This is a genomic window from Sphingomonas sp. EU05-FHT14C10, assembly GCF_058790595.1.
In genome coordinates, this window is record NZ_JBYTEN010000015.1 from 1 (window position 1) to 22,889 (window position 22,889).

The 22,889-nt window shown below is 67.0% G+C and carries 19 protein-coding genes; 6 read left to right on the forward strand and 13 right to left on the reverse strand.

All coding sequences use genetic code 11. From position 1 onward, the window contains the following. Window positions 1-86: 86 nt before the first annotated feature. The 8 genes from AC3WT0_RS14180 to AC3WT0_RS14215 form a co-directional block, all read right to left on the reverse strand. Window positions 87-794 carry a YoaK family protein gene (locus AC3WT0_RS14180; RefSeq protein WP_492754051.1) on the reverse strand — a complete coding sequence of 236 codons (708 nt, stop codon included), beginning with the start codon at window positions 792-794 and terminating at the stop codon, window positions 87-89. A 13-nt stretch (window positions 795-807) separates the two neighbouring features. After that, window positions 808-2,205: an alginate export family protein gene (locus tag AC3WT0_RS14185; protein WP_492754052.1), complete on the reverse strand. Its 1,398-nt coding sequence runs from the start codon at window positions 2,203-2,205 to the stop codon at window positions 808-810. Next, complete coding sequence (locus tag AC3WT0_RS14190; protein ID WP_492754053.1) at window positions 2,205-2,624, reverse strand: DoxX family protein; 420 nt, start codon at window positions 2,622-2,624, stop codon at window positions 2,205-2,207. The genes AC3WT0_RS14185 and AC3WT0_RS14190 overlap by 1 nt, the downstream gene beginning before the upstream one ends. Then, on the reverse strand, window positions 2,621-3,538 hold the full coding sequence (locus AC3WT0_RS14195; RefSeq protein ID WP_492754054.1) for a VOC family protein: 918 nt from the start codon (window positions 3,536-3,538) through the stop codon (window positions 2,621-2,623). The genes AC3WT0_RS14190 and AC3WT0_RS14195 overlap by 4 nt, the downstream gene beginning before the upstream one ends. A 33-nt stretch (window positions 3,539-3,571) precedes the next feature. Further along, entirely contained in the window at window positions 3,572-5,512 is a 1,941-nt protein-coding gene (locus AC3WT0_RS14200) for an amidohydrolase (RefSeq protein WP_492754055.1), read from the reverse strand. Then, a complete protein-coding gene (locus tag AC3WT0_RS14205; RefSeq protein ID WP_492754056.1) occupies window positions 5,509-5,769 on the reverse strand; it encodes a DUF1427 family protein in 261 nt (86 codons plus the stop codon). The genes AC3WT0_RS14200 and AC3WT0_RS14205 overlap by 4 nt, the downstream gene beginning before the upstream one ends. Window positions 5,770-5,792: 23 nt before the next feature. Continuing rightward, window positions 5,793-6,611, reverse strand: a complete 819-nt coding sequence (locus AC3WT0_RS14210) for an alpha/beta fold hydrolase (protein WP_492754057.1) — start codon at window positions 6,609-6,611, stop codon at window positions 5,793-5,795. Window positions 6,612-6,687: 76 nt separating this feature from the next. Next, on the reverse strand, window positions 6,688-7,347 hold the full coding sequence (locus AC3WT0_RS14215; RefSeq protein WP_492754058.1) for an isochorismatase family protein: 660 nt from the start codon (window positions 7,345-7,347) through the stop codon (window positions 6,688-6,690). Window positions 7,348-7,633: 286 nt separating this feature from the next. Between AC3WT0_RS14215 and AC3WT0_RS14220 the strand changes: the two genes are divergently transcribed. After that, the gene (locus AC3WT0_RS14220; protein ID WP_492754059.1) at window positions 7,634-8,566 is read left to right on the forward strand and encodes a polysaccharide deacetylase family protein; all 933 of its coding nucleotides are present in this window, start codon (window positions 7,634-7,636) and stop codon (window positions 8,564-8,566) included. Between the two features lie 29 nt (window positions 8,567-8,595). Beyond that, window positions 8,596-9,747: an endo-1,4-beta-xylanase gene (locus tag AC3WT0_RS14225; protein ID WP_492754060.1), complete on the forward strand. Its 1,152-nt coding sequence runs from the start codon at window positions 8,596-8,598 to the stop codon at window positions 9,745-9,747. On the opposite strand, the gene AC3WT0_RS14230 is transcribed toward AC3WT0_RS14225, so the two are convergent. The 5 genes from AC3WT0_RS14230 to lra1 form a co-directional block, all read right to left on the reverse strand. Beyond that, window positions 9,731-11,302, reverse strand: a complete 1,572-nt coding sequence (locus AC3WT0_RS14230) for a rhamnogalacturonidase (protein ID WP_492754061.1) — start codon at window positions 11,300-11,302, stop codon at window positions 9,731-9,733. The two genes, AC3WT0_RS14225 and AC3WT0_RS14230, sit on opposite strands and share 17 nt — an antisense overlap. A 67-nt stretch (window positions 11,303-11,369) precedes the next feature. Continuing rightward, window positions 11,370-14,462: a TonB-dependent receptor domain-containing protein gene (locus AC3WT0_RS14235; protein ID WP_492754062.1), complete on the reverse strand. Its 3,093-nt coding sequence runs from the start codon at window positions 14,460-14,462 to the stop codon at window positions 11,370-11,372. 243 nt (window positions 14,463-14,705) lie between these two features. Beyond that, window positions 14,706-15,977: an MFS transporter gene (locus AC3WT0_RS14240; protein WP_492754063.1), complete on the reverse strand. Its 1,272-nt coding sequence runs from the start codon at window positions 15,975-15,977 to the stop codon at window positions 14,706-14,708. Continuing rightward, entirely contained in the window at window positions 15,974-17,455 is a 1,482-nt protein-coding gene (locus tag AC3WT0_RS14245; protein ID WP_492754064.1) for a UxaA family hydrolase, read from the reverse strand. The genes AC3WT0_RS14240 and AC3WT0_RS14245 overlap by 4 nt, the downstream gene beginning before the upstream one ends. A gap of 13 nt (window positions 17,456-17,468) precedes the next feature. After that, a complete protein-coding gene (gene lra1, locus AC3WT0_RS14250) occupies window positions 17,469-18,233 on the reverse strand; it encodes an L-rhamnose 1-dehydrogenase Lra1 (RefSeq protein WP_492754065.1) in 765 nt (254 codons plus the stop codon). Between the two features lie 292 nt (window positions 18,234-18,525). On the opposite strand from lra1, the gene AC3WT0_RS14255 reads away from it, so the two are divergent. From AC3WT0_RS14255 to AC3WT0_RS14270, 4 genes are read left to right on the forward strand one after another with little or no spacing between them, the layout of a single operon-like run. Continuing rightward, window positions 18,526-19,275, forward strand: a complete 750-nt coding sequence (locus AC3WT0_RS14255; protein WP_492754066.1) for an SDR family NAD(P)-dependent oxidoreductase — start codon at window positions 18,526-18,528, stop codon at window positions 19,273-19,275. A 43-nt stretch (window positions 19,276-19,318) separates the two neighbouring features. Continuing rightward, window positions 19,319-20,227, forward strand: coding sequence for an amidohydrolase family protein (locus AC3WT0_RS14260; RefSeq protein WP_492754067.1), 909 nt, complete (start codon window positions 19,319-19,321; stop codon window positions 20,225-20,227). Window positions 20,228-20,240: 13 nt separating this feature from the next. After that, complete coding sequence (gene rhaT / locus AC3WT0_RS14265) at window positions 20,241-21,302, forward strand: L-rhamnose/proton symporter RhaT (RefSeq protein WP_492754068.1); 1,062 nt, start codon at window positions 20,241-20,243, stop codon at window positions 21,300-21,302. Further along, the gene (locus AC3WT0_RS14270) at window positions 21,299-22,882 is read left to right on the forward strand and encodes a glycoside hydrolase family 43 protein (protein WP_492754069.1); all 1,584 of its coding nucleotides are present in this window, start codon (window positions 21,299-21,301) and stop codon (window positions 22,880-22,882) included. Before rhaT ends, AC3WT0_RS14270 begins: the two co-directional genes overlap by 4 nt. Window positions 22,883-22,889: the final 7 nt, after the last annotated feature.

Below are 22,889 nucleotides of genomic sequence, written 5' to 3' on the forward strand. Positions count from 1 at the left end.
CCGCTCCCCCACCCGGCCTCCCATCTAGGGTACACTGAGTGGGAGGCCGGGTGGGGGAGCGGGCCGGCGCCGTGCCGGATCCAGCTTCACCCCGCGTGCGGATTTGCTGCCGAGGGATGGAGCGCGCAGGCGGCGGTGCCGGCGAGGACCATCAGGCCCGCGAGCAGCAGCGGCGCAACGAGGCCGACATGCAAGAGGAGCAGCGCGCCGATCGCCGCGCCCGCGAAGATCGCGACGACGCTGCCCGCGCGCCGCGCCCAGTTGGGATCGCCGCCGCCCGCGAGGCGCGAGTCCGCCGCGAGGCCCGTGAGAGTCAGCGTCAGCACGGTGGTGGTGAGGTCGGGGATCTTGAGCTGGCGGATCGTCGCGTTGCGGAAGCCCATGGCGAGCGCGGTCAGCGCGATGATCGCGAGGATGTGCGATTGCGGCGCCTGCGCGGCGACGTCGATCCCCGGCGCGATCGCCGCCGCCGCCCAGAATAGCGCAGCCTCGATCAGCGCGGCGACGATCAGCCAGCGGCGCAGCGGCAGCCCGGCATGCGCCTTGCCCGTCCGCCCCCCGACCAGCGCGCCGACGAGGAACGCGCCGAGCGCGACGAGATAGGGCGCGACCGAGAAGCCCGGCGCACGCGCCGCCGCGAACCCGAGAAAGACGATGTTGCCCGTCATGTTCGCAGTGAAGACCTTGCCCAGCCCGAGCACGCTGATCGCATCGACCAGCCCCGTCGTCACCGACAGGAACAGCAGCAGCCAGGGGAGCGGTGAGGCAGGCGTGGCGGGGGGCTGAGGCGTCATGATGCGTTCCCTTTCAGAACCGGAAATTGCTTTCGAGCCCGATCATGCGGATCGTGCGCGCGGGGCCGGTCTCGCGGATGAACGCGCCCGGCTGGAAGAAGGAGAGCGAGGCCGACAGTTCGAGCTCGGGCGTGGCGAGCCATGACAGCGTCGCTTCGGCTTCCTTGCCGATGAAGCGCGCGTCGCTGCCCGCGCCGCTGCGGATCAGGTGACCGGGAATGTCGTAGATGCCGTCGCCCTTGCTCTGGCGCCAATAAGCCATGCCGACGATGCCGAAGCCGACGCCGCGCCCGAGATCGAAACCGCCGCCGAGATGGGTGTTGATGATGTTGTAGGGGCCGATCGGCGACAACTCGCCGAAATATTTGCCCTTGGGAAACATGGCGTTGAAGGTCTGGAGCCGGGGATCGTCGCGATTGCGGTCGCCGCTGACGATGTTGGCGCGCAGCGTCACCTGCGGCTTGAGCGGCGCGGCGGGGAAGGATCGGACGAGTTCGGTGCCCAGCGTCCAGGCGCTGATCGAGGCGCCGGCGAAATGGCCGAACTGATAGGCGCCCTCGACATTCCAGCGCCAGTCGCCCGCCACGCCGAAGCTGCGCAGCCCGAGCGTGTGGCGCGTCTCGATCCCGGCACCCTGATCGAAGGCGGCGCGGCTGTTGCGATAGCCGAGATAATAGAGATCGATGCCCGTCGCCGCCGATCCGCCGAGCGTCCGCGTGGCATAGGCGCCCCACAGCTTGCGCGTCGACGAGGTGCGATCGTCGAAGCTGCCGCCGCGTGCGTCGACGGGCCGGACATAGAGAAAATTGATCGTCGCGCGGCCGCTGTGGAAGATCGCGCGGCCGCCATCGAAGCCGAGCGGGACGTTGGGACCATAGCGCGTACCGACCAGCCTTTCGGTGCCGAGCCCGATCAGCTCGCGCCCGGCGCGCAGGCGCAGGCTTGCATCGTCGCCGACCTTGATCAGGACATCGCCGAATCCCTGGAGCAGATCGACGCGCGTCTGATCGACCGGGCTGGCCGAGGGCTTCACCCCCGCCGCGTAAGCGATGATCGGCTGGACGAAAGCGCGCACCGTGCCGACATGGAGATCGGCATAGGGCATGGCGCGCGCCCACAGATAGCCATTGTCAGGCGCGTCCGCCCCGCCCCACAGATTGTCGCGATAATCCTCGTAGCGCAGGCGAATCTCGGTGCCGGTGGTGAGATAGGCCGAGCCGGTCTGATCGAGCGGGATATATTTGAAACGCTCGGTCCAGCGGCCGGTGCGCTTCGCAGGATCGGCGAGGTCGGACCAATCCTCATTATAGCGTTCGGTGGTGAGCACGGGGGGCTTCCACGGCTCGACAAGCTGCGCCGCCGCCGGAGCTGCGAACAGCAAGGCCGCGATGATGCCCCCCCCGATACGCATCAGCCGCCCCGCTTCGCCCGCCAGTGGACCAGCGCGACGAGGATGAAACCGCCGATCAGGCCGAGATGCTCGAAGAAAGCATTGGTCGCCATGAAGCGCTCCGCCCCTTCCATCGTCCAGAAGGCATTGGCGGTGAAGGCGGCCAGCAGCGTGAAGACGCCGAGCATCCCCGCCCCCAGCCAGACCAGCCGGCCCGACAGGATGAGCGCCGGGCCGATCAGCTCGACCGCGATCGTCAGCCCCGCCCACAAGGCGGGCGGGTTCATGCCGAAATGCGCCTGCTCGGCCACCGCGCCCTGCCAGTCGGCGAGTTTGACGATGCCGCCGAGCAGATAGGCGCCGACCAGCGCGAGGCGCGCGACGAACCATGTCGCGGGCCAATCGAGGATATGGCCGACGAAGCGGGGCGCGCCCGTCACTTGCCCTGTCCGCTGTGGATTTCGGCAATATAGCCGCCGGGAAACTGGACCATCGCGGCCTTGCGCGCGCCATCGGTCCACGGACCCGCGAGCAGGGTGACGCCGGCGGCCTTCGCCTTGTCGAGCGTCGCGGCGAGATCGGCGACTTCATAGCCCGTCATGTCGCGCCCGAACGGCCAGGCAAGCTGACCATTGGAGACGAGGACGACCATCTTGCCATAGCCCGAGTCGATGCGGACGCGGCGGATCGTCTTGCCCGGCTGGCCGACCTCGTCGCCGGGCGCGGCTTTCTCGTCCGAGACGATGCGTCCGTGGGCGAAGGCGGTCCAGCGGCCGATGAAGGCATCGGCAGCGTCGGCAGTGAGATAGATGCGGTTTTCAGGGATAGTGCCGAGCGGCGCGTAGCTGGGCTTGGTGGTGTGCCAGTAAAGCTGCATGTTCACCCCGCCCGGCCACTGGATCAGCGCGTCGCGGCCGATGGGATCGGGGAAGGTTTCGACCAGCCGGGTCGCGCCATGCTTCACCGCCGAAGCGACGGCGGCGTCCATGTCGCTCACCAGATAACCGGTGCGTTCGGCGCCGAAGGGATAGGGAATGGGCGTCTTGAAGCCGAAGACCGAGATGGTGCCGGCAGGCGTCAGGGCAAGCTGCGACATGGTCTGGCTGGGCGTCGGCGTGACCTGAAACACGCCCTGCTTGCTCGCGGTGCCACCGAAGGTCGCGACGAAGCTGGCGACGAAGCGATCGAAATCGGCGGCGTCCACATAGACATGGGTGGTGTCATATTGCGCGCCGACCGCATAGCCGGCGGTGGCGGCGGGCGCGGGTGCGCGCGCGATGGCGGGCGTCGCGGCAGGGGCGCCGAGGGTGATCGCGGCAGCGGCGAAAAGCAGCGTGAGGCGGTTGGTCTTCATCAGACGGGCTCCTTGGATCGAAAGTGACGAGGGTCAGACGGCCCAGCAGCCGCAGCCGAGCGCGCCCCAGAAGCTCTGGACGTCGGCGGCGGGGACATCCGCGCCGAGTGCGGCGGCATGATCATGGCCATGGACGCTGCAGGCCGAATGGCAGCCGCAGGCCGACGCCATCTTCTGCGCGGTTTCCGGCGCCCGGTAATAGCCGCCAAAGGTCGCGACCGGCGACCAATCGGGCATCGGCCGGGGCAGCGCGGGGGCGAGCGGCGCATAATCGCCCTCGCCATGGACCACCTTGCCGCCGAGCAGGGTCAGCACCGAACGGATGCCGACGATGCGATCCTCGGGCACCGAGAAATAATCGTCCGAGAGCAGGACAAGATCGGCGAGCTGGCCGGCCTTGACCTGACCCTTCTTGCCGACTTCGTTCGAGAACCAGGTGTTGGCTTCGGTCCAGAGCCGGAGCGCGGTCTCGCGATCGAGGCGGTTGGCGACGGGATAGAGGCGCGTGCCGCCGACCGTCTTCGAGGTGACGAGCCAGGACAGCGACACCCAGGGATTGTAGCTGGCGACGCGCGTGGCATCGGTGCCCGCACCGACCTTCAGCCCCGCCGCCATCATCCGCTTGATCGGGGGCGTGCGCTCGGCGGCCTTCGCGCCATAGCGCTCGATGAAATATTCGCCCTGATAGGCCATGCGGTGCTGGACGGCGATGCCGCCCCCAAGTGCGGCGATGCGATCGATGTTGCGGTCGCTGATCGTCTCGGCATGGTCGAAGAACCAGTTGAGCCCTTCGAGCGGGACGTCGCGATTGACTTTCTCGAACACGTCGAGCGCGCGGCCGATCGTCTCGTCATAAGTCGCATGAAGGCGCCAGGGCCAGCGCCGTTCGGCAAGCAGGCGGACGACGGGTTCGAGATCACTTTCCATATTCGCCGGCATGTCGGGCCGGGCGACGCGGAAATCCTCGAAATCGGCCGCCGAATAGACGAGCATCTCGCCCGCGCCATTGTGGCGATAGGTGTCGTCGCCGTCGCCGGGCTTCACCTTGGTCGACCAGGTGGCGAAATCCTTCAGCTCTTCCTTCGGCTTCTGCGTGAAGAGGTTGTAGGCGATGCGCAGCGTCATCTCGCCGTCGCGGTGAAGTTCCTCGATGATCTGATAATCGTCGGGATAATTCTGATAGCCGCCGCCCGCGTCGATCACGCTGGTGACGCCCAGCCCGTTCAGCTCGCGCATGAAATGGCGGGTCGAATTCTTCTGATAGTCGGCCGGCAGCTTCGGCCCCTTGGCGAGCGTCGCGTAGAGGATCGTCGCATTGGGCTGGGCGAGCAGCAGGCCGGTGGGATTGCCGGCGGCGTCGCGGAGGATCTCGCCGCCCGGCGGGTTGGGCGTATCCCGGGTATAGCCGACGACGCGGAGCGCGGCGGCATTGAGCAGCGCGCGATCATAGAGGTGGAGGATGAAGACCGGCGTATCGGGGGCGACGGCGTTGATCTCCTCGATCGTCGGCAGGCGCTTCTCGGCGAACTGATGTTCGGTGAAGCCGCCGACGACGCGCACCCATTGCGGCGCGGGGGTGTTGTCGACCTGCTTCTTGAGCATCGCCATCGCGTCGGCGAGAGTCGGCACGCCTTCCCAGCGCAGCTCCATATTATAGTTGAGCCCGCCGCGGATGACGTGGATGTGGCTGTCGATCAGGCCGGGGATCAGGCGGCGGCCGCCTGCGTCAATCACCGTCGCGGCAGGTGCTGCGGCGCGCACCTCCTGCTCCGAACCGACGGCGAATATCTTGCCGCTGCGGATGGCGACGGCCTCCGCCTGCGGATTGGCGCGATCGAGCGTCGTGACCTTGGCGTTGACGATGATGAGATCGGTCTGCGGCATGGCGAGGGTTCCGGTGGCTGAGGCCGCAGCGGCGGCAATGGGGGCGGCGGCGACGCCGGCAAGCGTCTGGCGGCGGGTCAGGCGGTTCATGCGCGGTCCTTCTCGGCTTCGTCCTTCGCCGTCACCGGCAGGCCGAGTATCTTCTCGGCGCAATCGGTGCGGACAAAGGCGATCGCATCCTGCCCGGCGACGAGCTTCTTTGCGATGGGAAGCATCTGTTCGCCGACGAGCATGCCGAGCAGGCCGAGCAGGGCGATGGCGGGGGGAGCGGGAGAACGGACCCCCATCAGGCTATAGACGATGCCGACGATCAGGCCGGCGCCGAGCGAGAGCAGATAGGGCTTCATGTCCGTCCTCCCTTCGTTACGGTTCAGTCGCGGGCGAAGGCGAGCAGATCGGCGTTCAGGCGATCCTGGTTGATCGTCGGAATGGCGTGCGGGGCGCCTTCGTAGATCGACAGCGTAGCATGAGGCGCGATCTCCACCGCGCGCTTTGCGGTGATGTCGATCGGCACGACATGGTCGGCATCGCCGTGGATGACGAGCAGCGGCACGTCGATCTTCTTCAGATCATCGGTGAAGTCGGTCTCGGAGAATTGCTGCACGCACTGATACTGGGCGTAGGCGCTGCCGGCCATGCCCTGCTGCCAGAAGGCGAGGCGCAGGCTTTCGTCCTTCGGGAAGCCGATGTCCCAGCCGAAGAAGGTATCGGGGAAGGAGAGGTAGAAGCCCGAGCGATTGTCGAGCACTGCCTTGCGGATGCCGTCGAACACTTCCTGCGGCAGGCCGTCCGGATTGGTCGGGCCGCGCTTCATCAGCGGCGTGACCGCGCCGACGAGGACCATCTTGCCGACGCGCCCGGTGCCGTGGCGGCCGACATAGCGGGCGATCTCGCCGCCGCCGGTCGAATGGCCGACGAGGACCGCGTCCTTCAGGTCCAGCGCCTCGATCACCGCCGCCAGATCGTCGGCATAGGTGTCCATGTCGTTGCCGGTCGCCGGCTGGTCCGAACGGCCGTGGCCGCGGCGATCGTGCGCGATGACGCGGAAGCCGTTCTCCGCGAGGAAGAGCATCTGCCCGTCCCACGCATCGGCGTTGAGTGGCCAGCCGTGCGAGAAGACGATCGGGCGACCCTGCCCGAATTCGCGGTAGAAAATGCGTGTGCCATCCTTGGCCGTGACGTAAGCCATGGCTTGTCCTTTCAAATGAGATGATTTCGGGAAGGGGGTGGCCGGGCCGATCGGCGGCCCGGCCGGGGATATCAGATCAATGGCCGCCTTCGGAGGCGCCGAACATCGACTTGGCGTAAGTGATGCCGATGCCGTAGGCGCCGCCCCACTTCTTCGCGACGCCGGTCGTGAAGTCGTAGGTTTCGGTGCGCGCCCAGTCGCGCTGCAGCTCGAGCAGATACTGGAGCGAGGTCATCGGCTTGGCGCCGAGCTGGATCATGCGCTCCACGGCGCGCTCATGCGCCTCGGGCGAGATGTCGCCGCAGGCGTCGGCGATGAAATAGACGTCGAAGCCCTGATCGATCGCCGAGGCGACGGGACCGACGATGCAGACCGAAGTCCACAGGCCGGCGAACACGATGCGTTCCTTGCCGATGCGGTTCACTTCCGCGATCACGCCGGCATCCTCCCACGTGTTCATCGAGGTGCGGTCAAGCAGCGTCTTGCCGGGGAAGGGATCGGTCACCTCGGTGAACATCGGGCCGGAAAAGCTCTTCTCGGCAACGGTGGTGAGGATGGTCGAGACGCCGAAGCCGGCGGCGGCATTGGCGACGAGCGCAGCATTGTTGCGCAGCAATTCGGGGGCGATCGACTTGGTCGCAAAAGCCATCTGCGACTGGAAATCGATCATGATCAGTGTGTGGTCGCCGGGCGAGATCAGGCTCTTCCCCGGGGTCGGCGTAGCGGTGATGGTCATTGGACGTCTCCTTGCTGGTCGGTGCTTCCGGCCCCCGGCGGCGTCGCCTCCGTCTGCCTTGGCCCAATGGATACGCACGGCAACGCTATCGGAATACCCGCATAAATCTGTGAATGATGTTCAACATATTTGAAAGGATGGACATGGCCTCCAGACCCCGACCCGAGGTGCCATAATGCCACGAAGTGCTGGAAAAAGCACGCGACACTGCTATGGTCGGCATCAATGATAGCGCTAACGCGCACGGCGTGCAGTCGACCGGACTGCAGGATGAGGGGATGAAGATATGGCAATCCGCACGGCGATCGGCATGCTGGCGTTCATCGCCCTGACGAGCCCGGCTGCGGGCGTTGCCGCGAACAGGCCGCAGCGCCCCGTCATCGCGATCACGATCGACGACCTGCCCGCCCATGCCAGCCTGCCGCCGGGGGTGACGCGCGTTGCGATCGGGCGCAGCATCATTGCCGCGCTGAAGGCCGGGCGCGTGCCTGCGCGCGGTTTCGTCAACGGCGCGGCGATCGAAAAGGAACCCCTGTCGGCGCAGGTGCTCGACGACTGGAGCAAGGCCGGGCTTCCGCTCGGCAATCACGGCTGGTCGCACCGCAATCTCGATACGATGAGCCCGGCCGAGTTCGAGGCCGAACTGGTGCGCAACGAGCCGCTGCTCGCCAGCGTCTCCGCCGGGCAGGACTGGCACTGGTTCCGCTATCCCTATCTGGCCGAGGGGAAGGATCCTGCCAGGCGCGACGCGGCGCGCGCCATCCTCGCCGCGCGCGGCTACCGCATCGCAGCGGTGACGATGAGCTTCGGCGACTTCGCCTATAGCGATCCCTATGCGCGCTGCGTCGCGCAGCACGACCGCAAGGCGATCGCCAGGCTGGAGCGCGACTGGCTAGCGGCCGCGAAAGCCGAGGCGATCCGCGCGCGCGCGATGGCGCAGACGCTTTACGGCCGCGACATTCCCTATGTGCTGCTGCTTCATCTCGGCGCGCTCGACGCGAAGCTGATGCCCCGGCTGATCGCGCTCTACCGGCGCATGGGCTTCGATTTCGTGAGCCTCGAGCAGGCCGAGCGCGATCCCGTCTTTGCCGCCGATCTCGACCCCGCGCTGCCCGCCGCGATCCCCGGTCTCGAAGCGCGGTTGAAGGCGGCGGGTAAACCCGTGCCGCCATCCTTCCCGTTGCCCGAGGCGCAGGGCCGCATCTGCCCCGCGCGCTGAACCCGACAGAATCGACAGGAGATACCTACATGAAGATCGATCGCCGCACCTTCGTTTCGAGCGCGGGCGCGCTTGCGGTCGCCGGATCGGCCCCCGCCCTTGCGCGCGCGGGTGACCGCGCCTCGCTGGCGGCGATCGGCAAGGCCAGGGGCATCGCCTTCGGCAGCACCATCGGCAAGGGCAATTTCGCCGACCCCGCCTATCGCGCGCTCAACGCGCAGCAATGCGCGCTGGTCGTGCCCGAGAGCGAGATGAAATGGTCGGTCACGCGCCCCAATGCCCGCCAGTTCAATTTCGCCCCGATGGACGCGATCGCCGCCTGGGCCAAGCGCGAGGGGCTGGGCCTGCGCGGGCACACGCTGCTCTGGCATTCTGAGCAGTGGATGCCGAAATGGGTGAGCGACTATGACTTCGGCCCGCGTCCGGGCGCGGAGGCCGAAAGGCTGCTGGTCGACCATATCATGACCGTCGCCGGGCGCTACGCGCCGCAGGTCGACAGTTTCGACGTGGTCAACGAGGCGATCGATTCGGACACGGGCAAGCTGCGCGAGACGGCGCTCTCGAAGCATCTGGGCGCGGAAACGGTGATCGACATCGCCTTTCGCACCGCGCGGCGCGCGGCGCCACACGCCCAGCTTGTCTATAATGACTATATGAGCTGGCGGTCGGACGACGGCACGCATCGCGACGCGGTGCTGCGTCTGCTCGAAGCGTTGCTGAAGCGGGGCACGCCCGTGGATGCGCTGGGGGTGCAGAGCCATCTCGGCAGCAAGTTCAGCGATTCACCCGTGGGCCTTGGCTCGCTCGACGAAAAGGCCTGGCGCCAGTTCCTCGATACGGTGAGCGGCATGGGGCTCGACCTGCTCGTCACCGAGATGGACGTGCACGACAATCCGTTGCCGAGCGCGATCGGCCCGCGCGACGCCGAAGTGGCGGCGCATACGCGCGCCTATCTCGATCTGATGCTGTCCTACCCCAATTGCCGCACCGTGATGTGCTGGGGGCTGAGCGACAAATATAGCTGGCTCAACAATTTTCGGCCGCGCACCGACGGGCTGCCCAAGCGCCCCCTGCCCTATGACGCCGAGTTCCGGCCCAAGCCGATGCGCGAGGCGATCGCGGCGGCGATGAAGGCGGCGACGCCCAAGGCGCCGCGCCCCCCGGTCAGAAACGCGTCGTGACCGGGCCGTCGATCTGGCGGTCGGCGAAGCCGCGGCTGTTGGTGAGGCGGAAGCCCGAGACGCGATCGAGCGAATAGCCGATCCCCCTGGGCAGCCGCATGCCGGTGAAATCGGCGTCGGCCATATCCTCCAGCCGGAAGGCGGGGCGCGGATCGGCGACCGCCGTCGCGATCTCGACATTGCTCATGCCGAAGCGGCGGGCGTGGCGGACGAAGAAGCCCGTCGCCGGCAGATCGCCGAACATGGTCGCCTCGGGATAGCCGAGCTCGTTCTCGGGCGGGACGACGCCGGCCATCGCGGCAGGCGCGCCGCCGACATGGTGGAAATAGCTGTCGGCGATGCGGACATCCTCGATCGGGCGCTCGACGAGGCCGGCGATGACCGAAGGCAGGATCGTCGCGCCCGAGCTGACGACATTCTGGATCAGCACGCGCTTCATCGACCCGATCGGCACGCCGGCGGGCCCGCGCATCCGCTTGCCCACGCGCAGGAAGATCGGCGCGTCGACGATGCCGCGCATGGTGATGTTGCTGACCGCGACATCCTCGATGATGCCGCCGTCGACCGTCTCGAAGGCGAGGCCGCAACTGTCCTCGAACACGCAGTCGCTGATCGCGATGTTGCGGAAGCCGCCGTTGGACTCAGTGCCGAACTTGATGCGTCCGTGGATTTGCGAGGCGAAATCGGCGGGCATCTTGCGCCATGTGCCGGCGACGACCGACCCGACTTCGTAATTGCCAGTGACGAAGCAGCCGGTGATCGTGAGATTCTCGGTCATCCGCGCCTCGCCGAGCGCAAAGCTGCTCTTCGGGCAGATGCCGTCGTCCCACGGCGAGTTGACCGTGCAGTTGCTGACGCGGACGTTGCGGCAGCAATCGATATCGAAACCGTCGCGGTTGGTGTCTACGAGGACATTGTCGATGGTGAGATTGTCGACGCCGGTCGCGAGCAGCGCGAACCAGCCGCCTTCGAGGATGCGGATGTCGCGCAGCGTGACGTTGCGGCAATTTTTGAGGCCGATCGCCTTGTTGCCGGTGCCGGGACCGCTGGGGTCTTTCAGCCAGTTATCCTTGCCGTCGCCGCGGCCGAGCCCCTTGCCCCAGATCAGCCCGGGGCCGAGGATCGCGATATCGTGGAGGCCTTCGCCCCAGATCAGGCTGTTGCGCCAGTGGCCGTGGCCGAAATCCTGATAGGCGCCCCAATCGCCGATCGGATCGGGATGATCATAGCCCCGGCCCTCCGTCGGCGCCGCGGCGAGGATCGTCGCGCCGTTGTCGATATAGAGGCTGACCCTGCTCTTCAGCCGGATCGTATAGCTGGCATAGGTGCCAGCCGGGACATAGACGGTGCCACCGCCGAGCGAGGCGACATGATCGATCGCCTTGTTGATCGCATCGCTGTCGATCGACTTGCCATCGCCCTTCGCGCCGAAGCGCCGGACGCTGACCCAGCCTTCGCCGCCAAGCGCGGACGAAGCGGCGAGCAACGGACGGGAGGCGCCTGCCAGCGCGATGCCGCCCGTCGCCAACATCAAGGAACGACGATCGAGCCGCATCAAACCTCCCGTCCGGAACCGACAGGGCCGCCGGACGCGCATGGCGCCCGCCGGCCCTGCCCCCTTATTAGAACTTCAGGCTGGCGCCCATGAAGAACTCGGTGCCCAACACGTCGTAGGTGGCCGAGAAGGTATTGGCGTTCGGCCCCTGTGTCGTGATCGGCGGCTTGCGGTTGAGAATGTTGTTCGCGCCGCCGAAGAGCTGGATGCCCGACTTCAGATTATATTCGAACGAGAGATCGAAATAATTGCGCGACGGCAGACGCGGATAGACGATCGTGTCGAGCGCCGGCGTCGCCGCCGAGCCCTGACGCAGCGGCACCAGATAGCGGTCGGTGGTGACCGGGCCGATATAGCGGTGACGCAGGCTGAGGCTCAGGCTGTCGAGGTTCCAGGTGATGCGCGAGAAGCCACGCCATTCCGGAAGCGGCTGGCCGCAGGTCGGCCCGAACGAACCCGCGCAGTGGTTCTTGATGTTCGGGAAGGCCGAGACCGGGGTGAGCGTGAAATCGTTCAGCCAGGTGTAGCTGCTGCTGAAATCGATCGAGCTGGTGCGCGCCAGACCCGGGAAGCCGAAGTTCAGATCGTGACGATAGCGCAGCGTGAAATCGAGGCCCGAAGTGCGCATCTGGCCCGTGTTCGCGTTGCGGATCTGCGCGACATAAGGATCGTTGATCTCGCCCGTGGTCGGGTTGCGGCGGACCGCCTGGCAGAACTCGCTGTTGGGATCCTGCAGCACGTTGTAGCAAAGGTTCAACGTGTTCTGCAGACCGCCGCCAAGCGACGAGATCGCGCCGTTCAGCTTGATGTTGAAATAATCGATGCTGAAGTAGAGGCGCGGAATGAAGCTGGGCGAGAAGACCGCGCCGAACGTGATCGTGTCCGACTTTTCGGCGCCCAGGTTCGGGTTGCCGCCGAAATCCGCGGGCATGATGCTGTTCGGCTGGACGCTGGCCTGGAAGACCTGCGATGCCGGAACGCCGGTTGCGATACAGACGGCGCGGACCGAGGCGGTCTGCTGCGAAGCCGGCGCGCGGCTCGAGCAGGGATCGGTCGCCACGCCGACGACGCGAGTCACGCCGCCGTACAGCTCGGACACGTTGGGCGCACGGATCGCGCGCTGATACTGGCCGCGGAAGGCGATGTCCGAATTGACGCGCCAGTCGAGGCCGCCATTATAGGTCCACACGCCGCCGACGCCGTCGAGGCTGTAGTCCGAATAGCGGAATGCGCTGCTCGCCGTCAGTTCCTTGAAGAAGGGCGTGTTGGCGAGGATCGGCACGCGGATTTCGCCGAACACTTCCTTGACCGAGACGCTGCCCTGCGTCGGCAGGCCGGGGTTGAAGCCCGCGACGTCGCCCGACGAGAGGAAGGAGTCAGGACGGAAGGTCGCGCTCGTCTTACGCCATTCGCCGCCGAACGAGAAGCCGACCGGGCCGGCCGGCAGGCGGAACAGGTTGCCCGTGACGCTGCCCTGCGCGACCTGCTGGGTCGCGACGGTAGTGTTGGTCGCGCTGATCGAGATCGCCTTCGCGCACGCATCGGTGATGTTCGCGCCGAAGATGTTGCACAGCGGAGCGGCGCCGCCCTGCGACAGCAGCGAAGCCTGCAGCTTGCTGCGCGAGATGGCGTTGCTCAGCTGCAGCGTGTCCTCGCTGCGCGCATAGGTGTAGTAGACGTCATATTTCAGGTCGGTCAGGAAGCCGTCCGAGACGTTCCCGAGATCGCCCTTGAAGCCCCAGGCGCCGCGGAACACGTTGCGCCGCTCGCTGGCGAGACGCGCACCGACCTCGACATAGCGGCGGCCGGCGGTGATGACGGCGCGGCCGTCACCCGGATTGTTGACATAGGTCGCGGTGCCGGCGGTGACCGTGGTCGGGCCGGTTTCGGACTGGTCGAGCACGCGCAGCACATTCTGCAGCGCCGGCGTCAGATAGGGATTGTTGACGTCGAACAGCGTCGGCGCGCCGACATTGGTCGGGGCGAGACGGGCGTTCACGGTGTTGCTGCTGTAATGCAGCTCCATGTAGCCGGTGATGCTGTCGGTGAAGTCGTAATGGCCGAAGCTGTTGATCATCCAGCGCTTCTGCGGCTGGATCAGATAATTGTCGGGGCCGAGGTTGAAGTCGTCCTGCGGCGTGAGCGCCGGACGCGCGGCCGTGCCGGCGTCGTTGAAGGTAAAGCCGCGCGAGCCGAGCGCGCCAAGACCGGCGGCGGAATAGGCCGCCTGCAACGCGGGGCTGGCCGAGCCGAAGGCCGGGATGCCCGAGAAGCGGCCATTGGGGATGTCGCCGCTGCCGCCGGCGACGAAGCCGAGCTCGCCACCACCCGCGACGCAGCTCTGCCCGGCGGGCGGAGTGAAGGGCGTGCCGGCGCGGTTCGGGCTGCTCGTGCCCTTCACGACGCAGCCGTCGTTGAGCGAGTCATAGGCGAAGCTGCCGCGCTCGCCGCGCGTGATCGCGCCGCGCTTCAGATAGTTGCCCGAAACGACGATGTTGCCGCGATTGTCGGCGAAGTTGCCGCCCATCGTGAGATCGAAATTATAGACCGGGGTGCCGGTCGGCGCATCGATGTTGAGCTGCGCCTTGCCTTCCACGCCCTCGAAATCGTCGCGCATGATGAAGTTGACGACGCCGGTGATCGCATCCGAACCATAGACGGCTGACGAGCCGCCGGTGACGATCTCGGTGCGCGCGATCAGCGACGAGGGAATGGTGTTGAGGTCGGTGACCTGCTCGGGGCCGTAGATGGCGTAGCGGCGGCCGTTGACGAGGACGAGGTTGCGCGTCGAGCCGAAGCCGCGAAGGTTCACGTCGGCAAAGCCGCCCGGAACGGTGTTCGACGTCGCGCCGCCAAGGCCCGAGCCGACGACCTGCGGAAGCTGGGTCAGCGTCTTCTCGATATTGACGTTGCCCGAGAGCTTGATGTCGTTCGCGCTGACGACGTTGACCGGGGTTGTGGAGTCGAAGCCGTCGCGCGCAATGCGCGAACCGGTGACGATGATGTCCGTCGCGCCTTCCTCGGCGGCAGCGGGTGCGGCGGGCGCGGCCTGATCGGCCGTCTGCGCGCCGACCGGCGCGGCCTGCATCGCAAGCACGATGGCGGACAGCGTGGCGCCCGACAGAAGACGACTCCGGCGACCGGCGATGAATATCGACATTCAATCCTCCCCTTCGATCGCGCCGCCGTCGCTGCGGCTTGTGCGCGATGGTTCCTGAAACCAATGGCGAGTGGACCTCGCTCGGCTCTTGCATCCTGATAGCGTTACCATTTTCTGGAACGTCGTTTCAACATGTGAGAATGCTGTTTAATAAACGGGACGATGCACGTCAACGCAAAAGCGCACGACGCGTTATGACACTGAAATGAAATATATTTGCGCCGGCAGACGCGGCGCAAAGGATCAGCTTTCGTCGATTCTCACCGGTGCATAGCGCGGCGACAGCAGGTGAATCGCGAACAGCGCGAGCAGATAGGCGCTGCTCGCGACGGCGAAAATCGGGGCATAGCTGTGCAGGTGATCGAGCACGAACCCGGCATATTTGGCCATCAGCATGCCGCCGACCGCGCCCGCCGTCCCGCCGATACCGATAACGGAACCGACCGCGTTGCGCGGGAACAGGTCCGACGGCAACGTATAGAGGTTGGCCGAGAAGGCCTGATGCGCCGCCGTCGCCACGCCGATCACCAGCACCGCCACCCACAGATTGTCGATCGACTGAGCGAAGAAGACGGGCAGCACCAACAGCGCGCAGATGAGCATCGTCAGCTTGCGCGCGAACGGGACGCTACGCCCCGCCGCGATCAGCCGCGACGACATCCAGCCGCCGGCGATGCTGCCGACGTCCGACAGCAGATAAATGACGACGAGCGGTGGACCGAAGCTCAGCAGGTCCAGCCCGTAACGCTCGCCGAGATAGCCGGGCAGCCAGAAGAGGAAGAACCACCAGATCGGATCGATGAAGAAGCGGCCGAGTGCATAGGCCCAGGTCTCGCGCCGGCCGAGCAGCCGGCGCCAGGGGATCGGCACAACCGGATCGGCCGGGTCCTGCTCGATCCACGCCAGTTCCTGCGCCGACAGCCCCGCCTTCTCGCGCGGACGGCGATAAAGCGCCCACCAGGCGAAGAGCCAGAGGAAGGCCGCCGCGCCCGTCACGTAGAAGGCGGTGCGCCAGCCATAAGCGATCGTCATCCACGGAATGATCAGCGGCGTGATGATCGCGCCGACATTCGATCCGGCGTTGAACAGCCCGATCGCGAAGGCGCGTTCGCGCTTGGGGAACCATTCGGTCACGGCCTTGATGCCGGCCGGGAAATTGCCTGACTCGCCGATGCCGAGCCCGAAGCGGGCCAGCGCGAACTGCGTGATCGTCGACGCCGCGCCGTGCGCGATATGCGCGAGTTGCCAGATGGTGAAGGCGATCGCATAGCCGATACGCGTCCCCAGCCGATCGACCACGCGGCCGAACACGACATAGCCAAGCGCATAGGCGAGCGAGAAACAGAAGATGACGTTGGAGAAGTCGGTCTCGCTCCATTGGAGCTCGTCGGCCAGCGTCGGCTTCAATATGCCGATCATCTGGCGATCGACATAGTTGATGACGGTCGCCGCGAAGAGCAGCGCGACCACCGTCCAGCGATAGCCGCGCCGGGGCTTTTCGGGCGCCGCGCTCACAGCGTCACACCTCGCTTCCAGATCGCGATCTCGCGCTCGCCATTGCGTTCATTGGCGGTCTCGCGCCCCGATGCCACGGCGCGGACGGTATCGAGCAGCGCGTCGGCGACAGGCGCGATCCCCTCGCCCAGCGCGCGGCCGGCGTCGAAATCGATCCAGCCCTTCTTGCGTTCGGCAAGCGCGCTGTTCGATGCGATCTTGATCGTCGGCACCGGGAAGCCGAGCGGCGTGCCGCGCCCGGTGGTGAAAAGAATAACCGTTGCGCCCGCCGCCGCCAGCGCGGTCGACGACACGGCATCGTTGCCCGGCGCCTCAAGCAGCGTGAGCCCCGTCATGCGCGCGCGTTCGCCATAATGACGGACGTCGGTGACGAGGGCATGGCCGCCCTTCTGCACCGCGCCCAGCGATTTCTCCTCGAGCGTCGTGATGCCGCCGGCGATGTTGCCCGGCGAGGGATTCTCCGAAACCGGTTCGCCATGCGCGGTGAAATAGGCCTTGAAGCCGTTCACCAGCCCGACGATCTCACCGAACACCCTGTCGTCGACGGCGCGGTCCATCAGCATTTGTTCGGCGCCGAAAATCTCCGGGATCTCGGTGAGGATCGTGGAGCCCCCCGCTTCGGTCACCGCATCGCTCATCCGTCCGACGAGCGGATTGGCGGTGAGGCCGGAGAAACCGTCGGAGCCGCCGCATTTGACGCCGAGCACGAGATCCGACAGTGGCGCTTCGCTGCGTTCGGAGCGTTCGGCAAGCGCGACGAGTTCCTCAACCAGCGCCAGTCCTTCCTCGACCTCGTCGCCGGCGAGCTGCGCGGTCAGCATGCGAATGCGCGGATGCGCCGCGGGGTCGATCGCCTCCATCAGCTTCGCGAGCTGGTTCGATTCGCAGCCGAGGCCGACGAGCAGCACGCCGCCGGCATTGGGGTGCGCGGCAAGCGCGGCCAATATGTCGCGCGTGCCGTCGAGATCGTCGCCGAGCTGCGAGCAGCCGAACGGATGCGTGAAGGCGTGGACGCCGTCGACGCGGCCCTGATGCAGCCGGTCGGCGCGGTCGGCGATCTTCTGCGCAGTGCGCGCGACGCAGCCGACGGTCGGCAGCACCCAGATCTCGTTGCGCGTGCCGACGCGCCCGTCGGCGCGGCGATAGCCCATGAAGCCGGGCGCATCGTGCGGCACCAGCGGATCGGGCGCGGCGCCGCGCGCATAGCTGCCGCTCGTCGCGAGCGCGGTGTGGACATTATGCGTGTGGACCCATTCGCCCGGCGCGATCGCACGGGTGGCGCGGCCGATGGGGAAGCCGAACTTGATGACTGGATCGCCCTCGGCAACCGCGCGCACCGCGACCTTGTGGCCGCGCGCGACGGGCTCGGCGAGCGTGACCGCGATGCCCCCGACCTCGGTCGCAAGGCCCGCTTCGAGATCGGCAAGCGCCGTCGCGACGCTGTCGCGCGGATCGACCATCATCAGACTGGCTGTCATCGGCCTGCCTTCGTCACTGGAGGTTCACGAACGCGCCGCCGTCGACGAGCAACGCGGCGCCGGTGACGTAGCGCGCCATGTCCGACGCGAGGAAGACGATCGGGCCGGCGAGGTCATCGGGCACGCCGAGGCGGCCCAGCGGAATGCGCCCTTCCATATGGGCGCGCTTGGCGGGATCGGCGAGATCGTCCTTGTTGATGTCGGTCTGGATCGTGCCGGGCAGCACCGAGTTGCAGCGTATGCCGTGGCGGCCGAGCGCGATCGCCGCCGACTGCATCAGCGAATGCACGCCCGCCTTGGTGGGCGTGTAGTGCGTCTGATATTCGCCGCCGACGAGGGCCGAGATGGACGAGACGGCGACGATCGATCCGCCGCGCCCCTGCGCGACCATGCGGTTGGCCGCAGCCTGGACCATGTAATAGGCGCCGTGGAGATTGACGCGCATCGTGCGCTCGAACGTCTCGACCGGCATGTCGAGAAAGGCATGGAAGGGGCAGATGCCAGCGTTGCTGACGAAGACGTCGACGCCGCCTAGCGCCTCCGCCGCCGCATCGACGAAGGCGTGCGCGGTCTCGGGATCGGCGACATCGCCACGCAACGCAAAGGCCCTGCGGCCGAGCGCCTCGATCTCGGCGACGCAGGAGGCGGCGGCCTCGTCCGAATGGAGATGGTTGATCGCGACATCGGCGCCCGCGCGCGCCGCGCCGATCGCGGCGGCGCGCCCGATTCCGGCCGAGCCGCCGGTGACGAGGACGACCTTGTCCTGCAGCAGTTTCACGAACGCATTCCTCTCCGCACGGCGCCTTGGTTGCCTGCTAGCTTGTCAGGGAAATATCGGTTCTCAAAGCGTTTGACGAACCAAATCCCATCATATAACATCTTTTCCCATAATATGACATCATTGCTTCGGCAATCGGAGAGAGTCCAATCGTGCGCGCCGCCCCGCTTTCCAGTTCACCCGGCATGTCCGTTGCCGGGCCGCAGACGCCACGACATCTGGTAGCGATATCACAAGGGGGAGTATGGGCCATGAAACCGGCGGATATCAAGCGCGCGGAAGCGACGCGCCGATGAGCCCGTTCACAGGCCGCTTCGCGGGCCGCGCCGCGATCGTCACCGGCGGCGCATCGGGGCTGGGCCGCGAAGTCGCGCGCCGCATCGTCGCCGAAGGCGGCAAGGTCGCGCTGTGGGACCTCAACGCCGAAGCGCTGGCGGCGGCGCAGGAAGAAATCGGCGCGACGCATGTCGAGGCGCTCGACGTCTCCGATCCCGCCGTCGTCGCCGCTGCGACCGAAGCCAGCGTCAAGGCGCTGGGCAAGATCGACATCCTCGTCTGTTCGGCGGGAATCACCGGCGCGACCAGCCCGGTCGAGGCTTTCCCGATCGGAAGCTGGCAGCGCGTAATCGACATCAACCTCAACGGGCTGTTCTACTGCTGCCGCGCCGTGGTGCCGCACCTGCTGGCCAACGGCTATGGGCGCATCATCAATGTCGCGTCGGTCGCCGGCAAGGAAGGCAATCCCAACGCATCGGCCTATTCGGCATCGAAGGCGGGCGTGATCGGCTTCACCAAATCGCTGGGCAAGGAACTGGCGACGAAGAATATCGTCGCCAACTGCGTCACCCCCGCGACCTTCGAGAGCCCGATCCTCGACCAGCTGCCGCAGAGCCAAGTCGATTACATGCGATCGAAGATCCCGATGGGCCGGCTGGGCGATGTTCATGAGACCACCGCCATGATCTGCTTCATGGCATCCGAGGAGTGCAGCTTCACCACCGCCGCCACCTTCGATACCTCGGGGGGCAGGACCACTTTCTAACGGCGCGCGACCGGCAAGGGCCGGGGCGCGGAGAGGAACGACGTTGCACGATATCCCGTTCGTCGACGCCCATGTGCATTTCTGGGAGCTGGGCCGCATCAGCTATCCCTGGCTGATGTCGCCCTTTTCCGACGACGGGCCGAACGGCAGCGTCGAGCCGATCGCGCGCGACTTCGGCCTCGACGACTATCTGGCGCTTGCCAGGAACTGGACGGTCGCGGGGCTGGTGCATGTCGATGCCGGCGCCGAGGCGACGCAGGCGCTGAATGAGACCGACTGGTTGCAGGCGACCGCCGATGCGCGCGGCATGCCCGATGCGATCGTCGCCTTCGCCGCGCTCGACGATCCGCAGGTCGACAGCCTGCTCGCCGCCCACGCCGCGCGGCCCAATGTTCGCGGCATCCGCCACATCGCCAACTGGCACCCCGATCCGCGCCTCACCTATACCGCGCGCGACGTGACGCGCGACGAGGCCTGGGCGCGCGGCTTCGCGCTGCTCGGCCGCCACGGCCTGTCGTTCGACCTGCAGGCCTATCCCGGCCAGTTCGCGGGGCTGGCCCGGCTGATCGAACGCCATCCCGAGACGCCGGTCATCATCAACCATGCCGGCATGGGCGTCGACCTCGACCGCGACGGCATCGCCGAATGGCGCAGCGGCATGAAGGCGCTGGCCGCGCTGCCCAATGTCGCGGTCAAGCTGTCGGGCCTCGGCTTCGTCTGGCGGCCTTATGACGTTGCGCAAGCGCGGGCGCGCGTGCGCGAGACGATCGACATTTTCGGGGCCGACCGGGCGCTGGCCGCCAGCGATTGCCCGACCGACCTGCTGTTCGCCGATTTCGACACGACGCTGGGCGCGATCGCCGACGCGATCGCCGATTTCGGCGAGGATGAGCGGCGCGCCATCTGGGGGCGCAACGCCAGCCGCATCTACCGGCTGGCGCTGGATATCTGAGGGGAGTGACCGCGTGAACGCCAATCCGTTGCTGGGCGTCTTCTTCCACTGGCTGGGCGGCCTCGCCTCGGCCAGCTTCTACGTGCCCTATCGCGGCGTGAAGCGCTGGTCGTGGGAGATTTACTGGCTGACCGGCGGGATCGTCTCCTGGCTGATCGCTCCCTGGCTTTTCGCCAGCATCCAGACGCACGACCTGCCGGGCGTGCTCGCGCGGACGCCGACCCCGGCGCTGGTCTGGCCGGTGATCTTCGGGATGCTGTGGGGGTTCGGCGGGCTGACCTACGGGCTGACCATGCGCTATCTGGGGCTGTCGCTGGGCATGGCGGTGGTGCTGGGGCTGTGCACCGTCTTCGGCACGCTGATCCCGCCGATCTTCCAGGGCGATTTCGCGGCCAAGCTGCTGGATGCGCGCGGCGGCCACTTCATCCTCGTCGGCCTTGCGATCACGCTGGCGGGGATCATCGTCGTCGCACTGGCCGGCGCGCGCAAGGACGCCGCGCTGACCGAAGCGCAGAAGGCCGAGGCGATCGCCGAGTTCGATTTCCGCAAGGGCATCGCGGTCGCGATATTTTCCGGCATCATGTCGTCCTGCTTCGCCTTCGGGCTGGCGGCCGGCGAGCCGGTGCGCGTGCTGTCCGCACAAGCGGGGACCGGGCCGCTGTGGACCGGCCTGCCCGTGCTGTGCCTCGTCATGTTCGGCGGGCTGATCACCAATGCCGTTTGGTGCGCCTGGCTGATCGCCAAGAACCGCAGCGCGGGCGAATGGATCGGCCGCGTCAGGGAAGCCGGCGGGGCGCCGCTGCTCGCCAATTTCCTGCTCTGCGCGGTTGCGGGCGCGGCCTGGTATTTCCAGTTCTTCTTCTACACGATGGGCGAAAGCCAGATGGGGCGCTTCGGCTTCTCGTCGTGGACGCTGCACATGGCGTCGATCATCATCTTCGGCACGCTGTGGGGCTTCGCCTTCCGCGAATGGCGCGGGGCCGCGCCCAGGGTGCGCGCGATGGTGTGGGCGGGGGTCGCCCTGCTCGTCTTCGCGACGATCGTCATCGGCTATGGCAACATGCTGGAAGCATGATGATGATCGCGGCGATCCTGCTGGCCGCCACGGCGCCGGTCGCCGCGCCCGCCGCTGTGGCGGGTGCGACCTACAGCAACCCGATCATCTTCGCCGACTATTCGGACCCCGACATCATCCGCGTCGGGCGCGACTATTATCTGGTGTCGTCCAGCTTCCACCTCTCGCCGGGGATTCCGGTGCTGCGCTCGCGCGATCTGGTCCACTGGACGATCGCCGGCCATGTGCTGCCGCGCCTGCCCTTCGCCCCGCAATATGACATGCCGGGACCGCACACGCTGAACGACACGATCTCCAAGCCGGTCGGCGGGACGCGCTATGCCAGCGGGGTATGGGCGCCGTCGATCCGGCATCATGGCGGGCTGTTCTATATCTATTGGGCGACGCCCGACGAAGGCATCTTCATGGCGACGGCGAAGCGCGCCGAGGGGCCGTGGAGCGCGCCGGTGAAGGTCGTCGACAAGCCGATGCTCGAGGACCCCTGCCCCTTCTGGGATGATGACGGCACCGCCTGGCTGGTCCATTCGGTGCACGGCGCGGGGCCGCTGATCCTCCACCGGATGAGCCCCGACGGGAAGCGCGTGCTCGACGACGGCAAGGTGATCGTCGAGGACAAGGCAAACCTGCCGATCCTCGAGGGGCCGAAAGTCTATAAGCGCAACGGCTGGTACTATATCCTCGCGCCCTTCGGCGGGGTGGAGAAAGGCGCGCAGGTGGCGCTGCGCGCGCGCAGCATCGAGGGGCCATACGAACAGCGCGTCGTGCTGAGGCAGGGCACGACCGCGCTCGAGGGGCCGCATCAGGGCGGCTGGGTCGAGACGCCGTCGGGCGAGGACTGGTTCGTCCATTTCAACTCGACCGGCGCGTTCGGGCGGATCACCTATCTCGAGCCGCTCAAATGGGTCGACGACTGGCCGCTGATCGGCGATCCGATCCCCGGCGACACGGCGGGCCAGCCGGTCTCCAGCCATGCGATGCCCGATACCGGATCGCCGCCGACGACCGACCGGCTGCAGGCGTCGGACGAATTCGCCGGCCGGCGGCTGGGACTGCAATGGGAATGGAACCATAATCCCGACGACAAGGCGTGGAGCCTTGCAGCGCGGCCCGGCTATCTGCGGCTGACCGCGCTTCCCGCCCGGCATCTGGTGACCGCGCGCAACACGCTGACCCAGATATTGCAGGGGCCGGCGAGCAGGATCATGACGCGGATCGAGATCGGGCGCATGACCGACGGCCAGCGCGCCGGCCTCTCGCTGTTCGGCGTGCGGCCAAGCTGGATCGGTGTGGTTCGCGAGGGCGGCGCGGCGCGCGTGACGATCGCGTCCGAGGGCGTCGAGACCGCGCTGGCGCCGGCGGGCAACGCCGTGGTGCTGCGCGCCGAGGTCGGCCCCGACCAGAAGGTCGCCTACAGCTACAGCCTCGACGAGGGGAAGAGCTTCGCGAGCGCGGGCGCGCCGATCCCGCTGGCGCGCTTTTCCTGGTGGAAGGGATCGCGCCCGGCCTTGTTCAGCTTCACGCACGCCGCGAAGGGCGGATCGATCGACGTCGACTGGTTCCGCGTCGAGACGGGAAAATAGGGAGAGA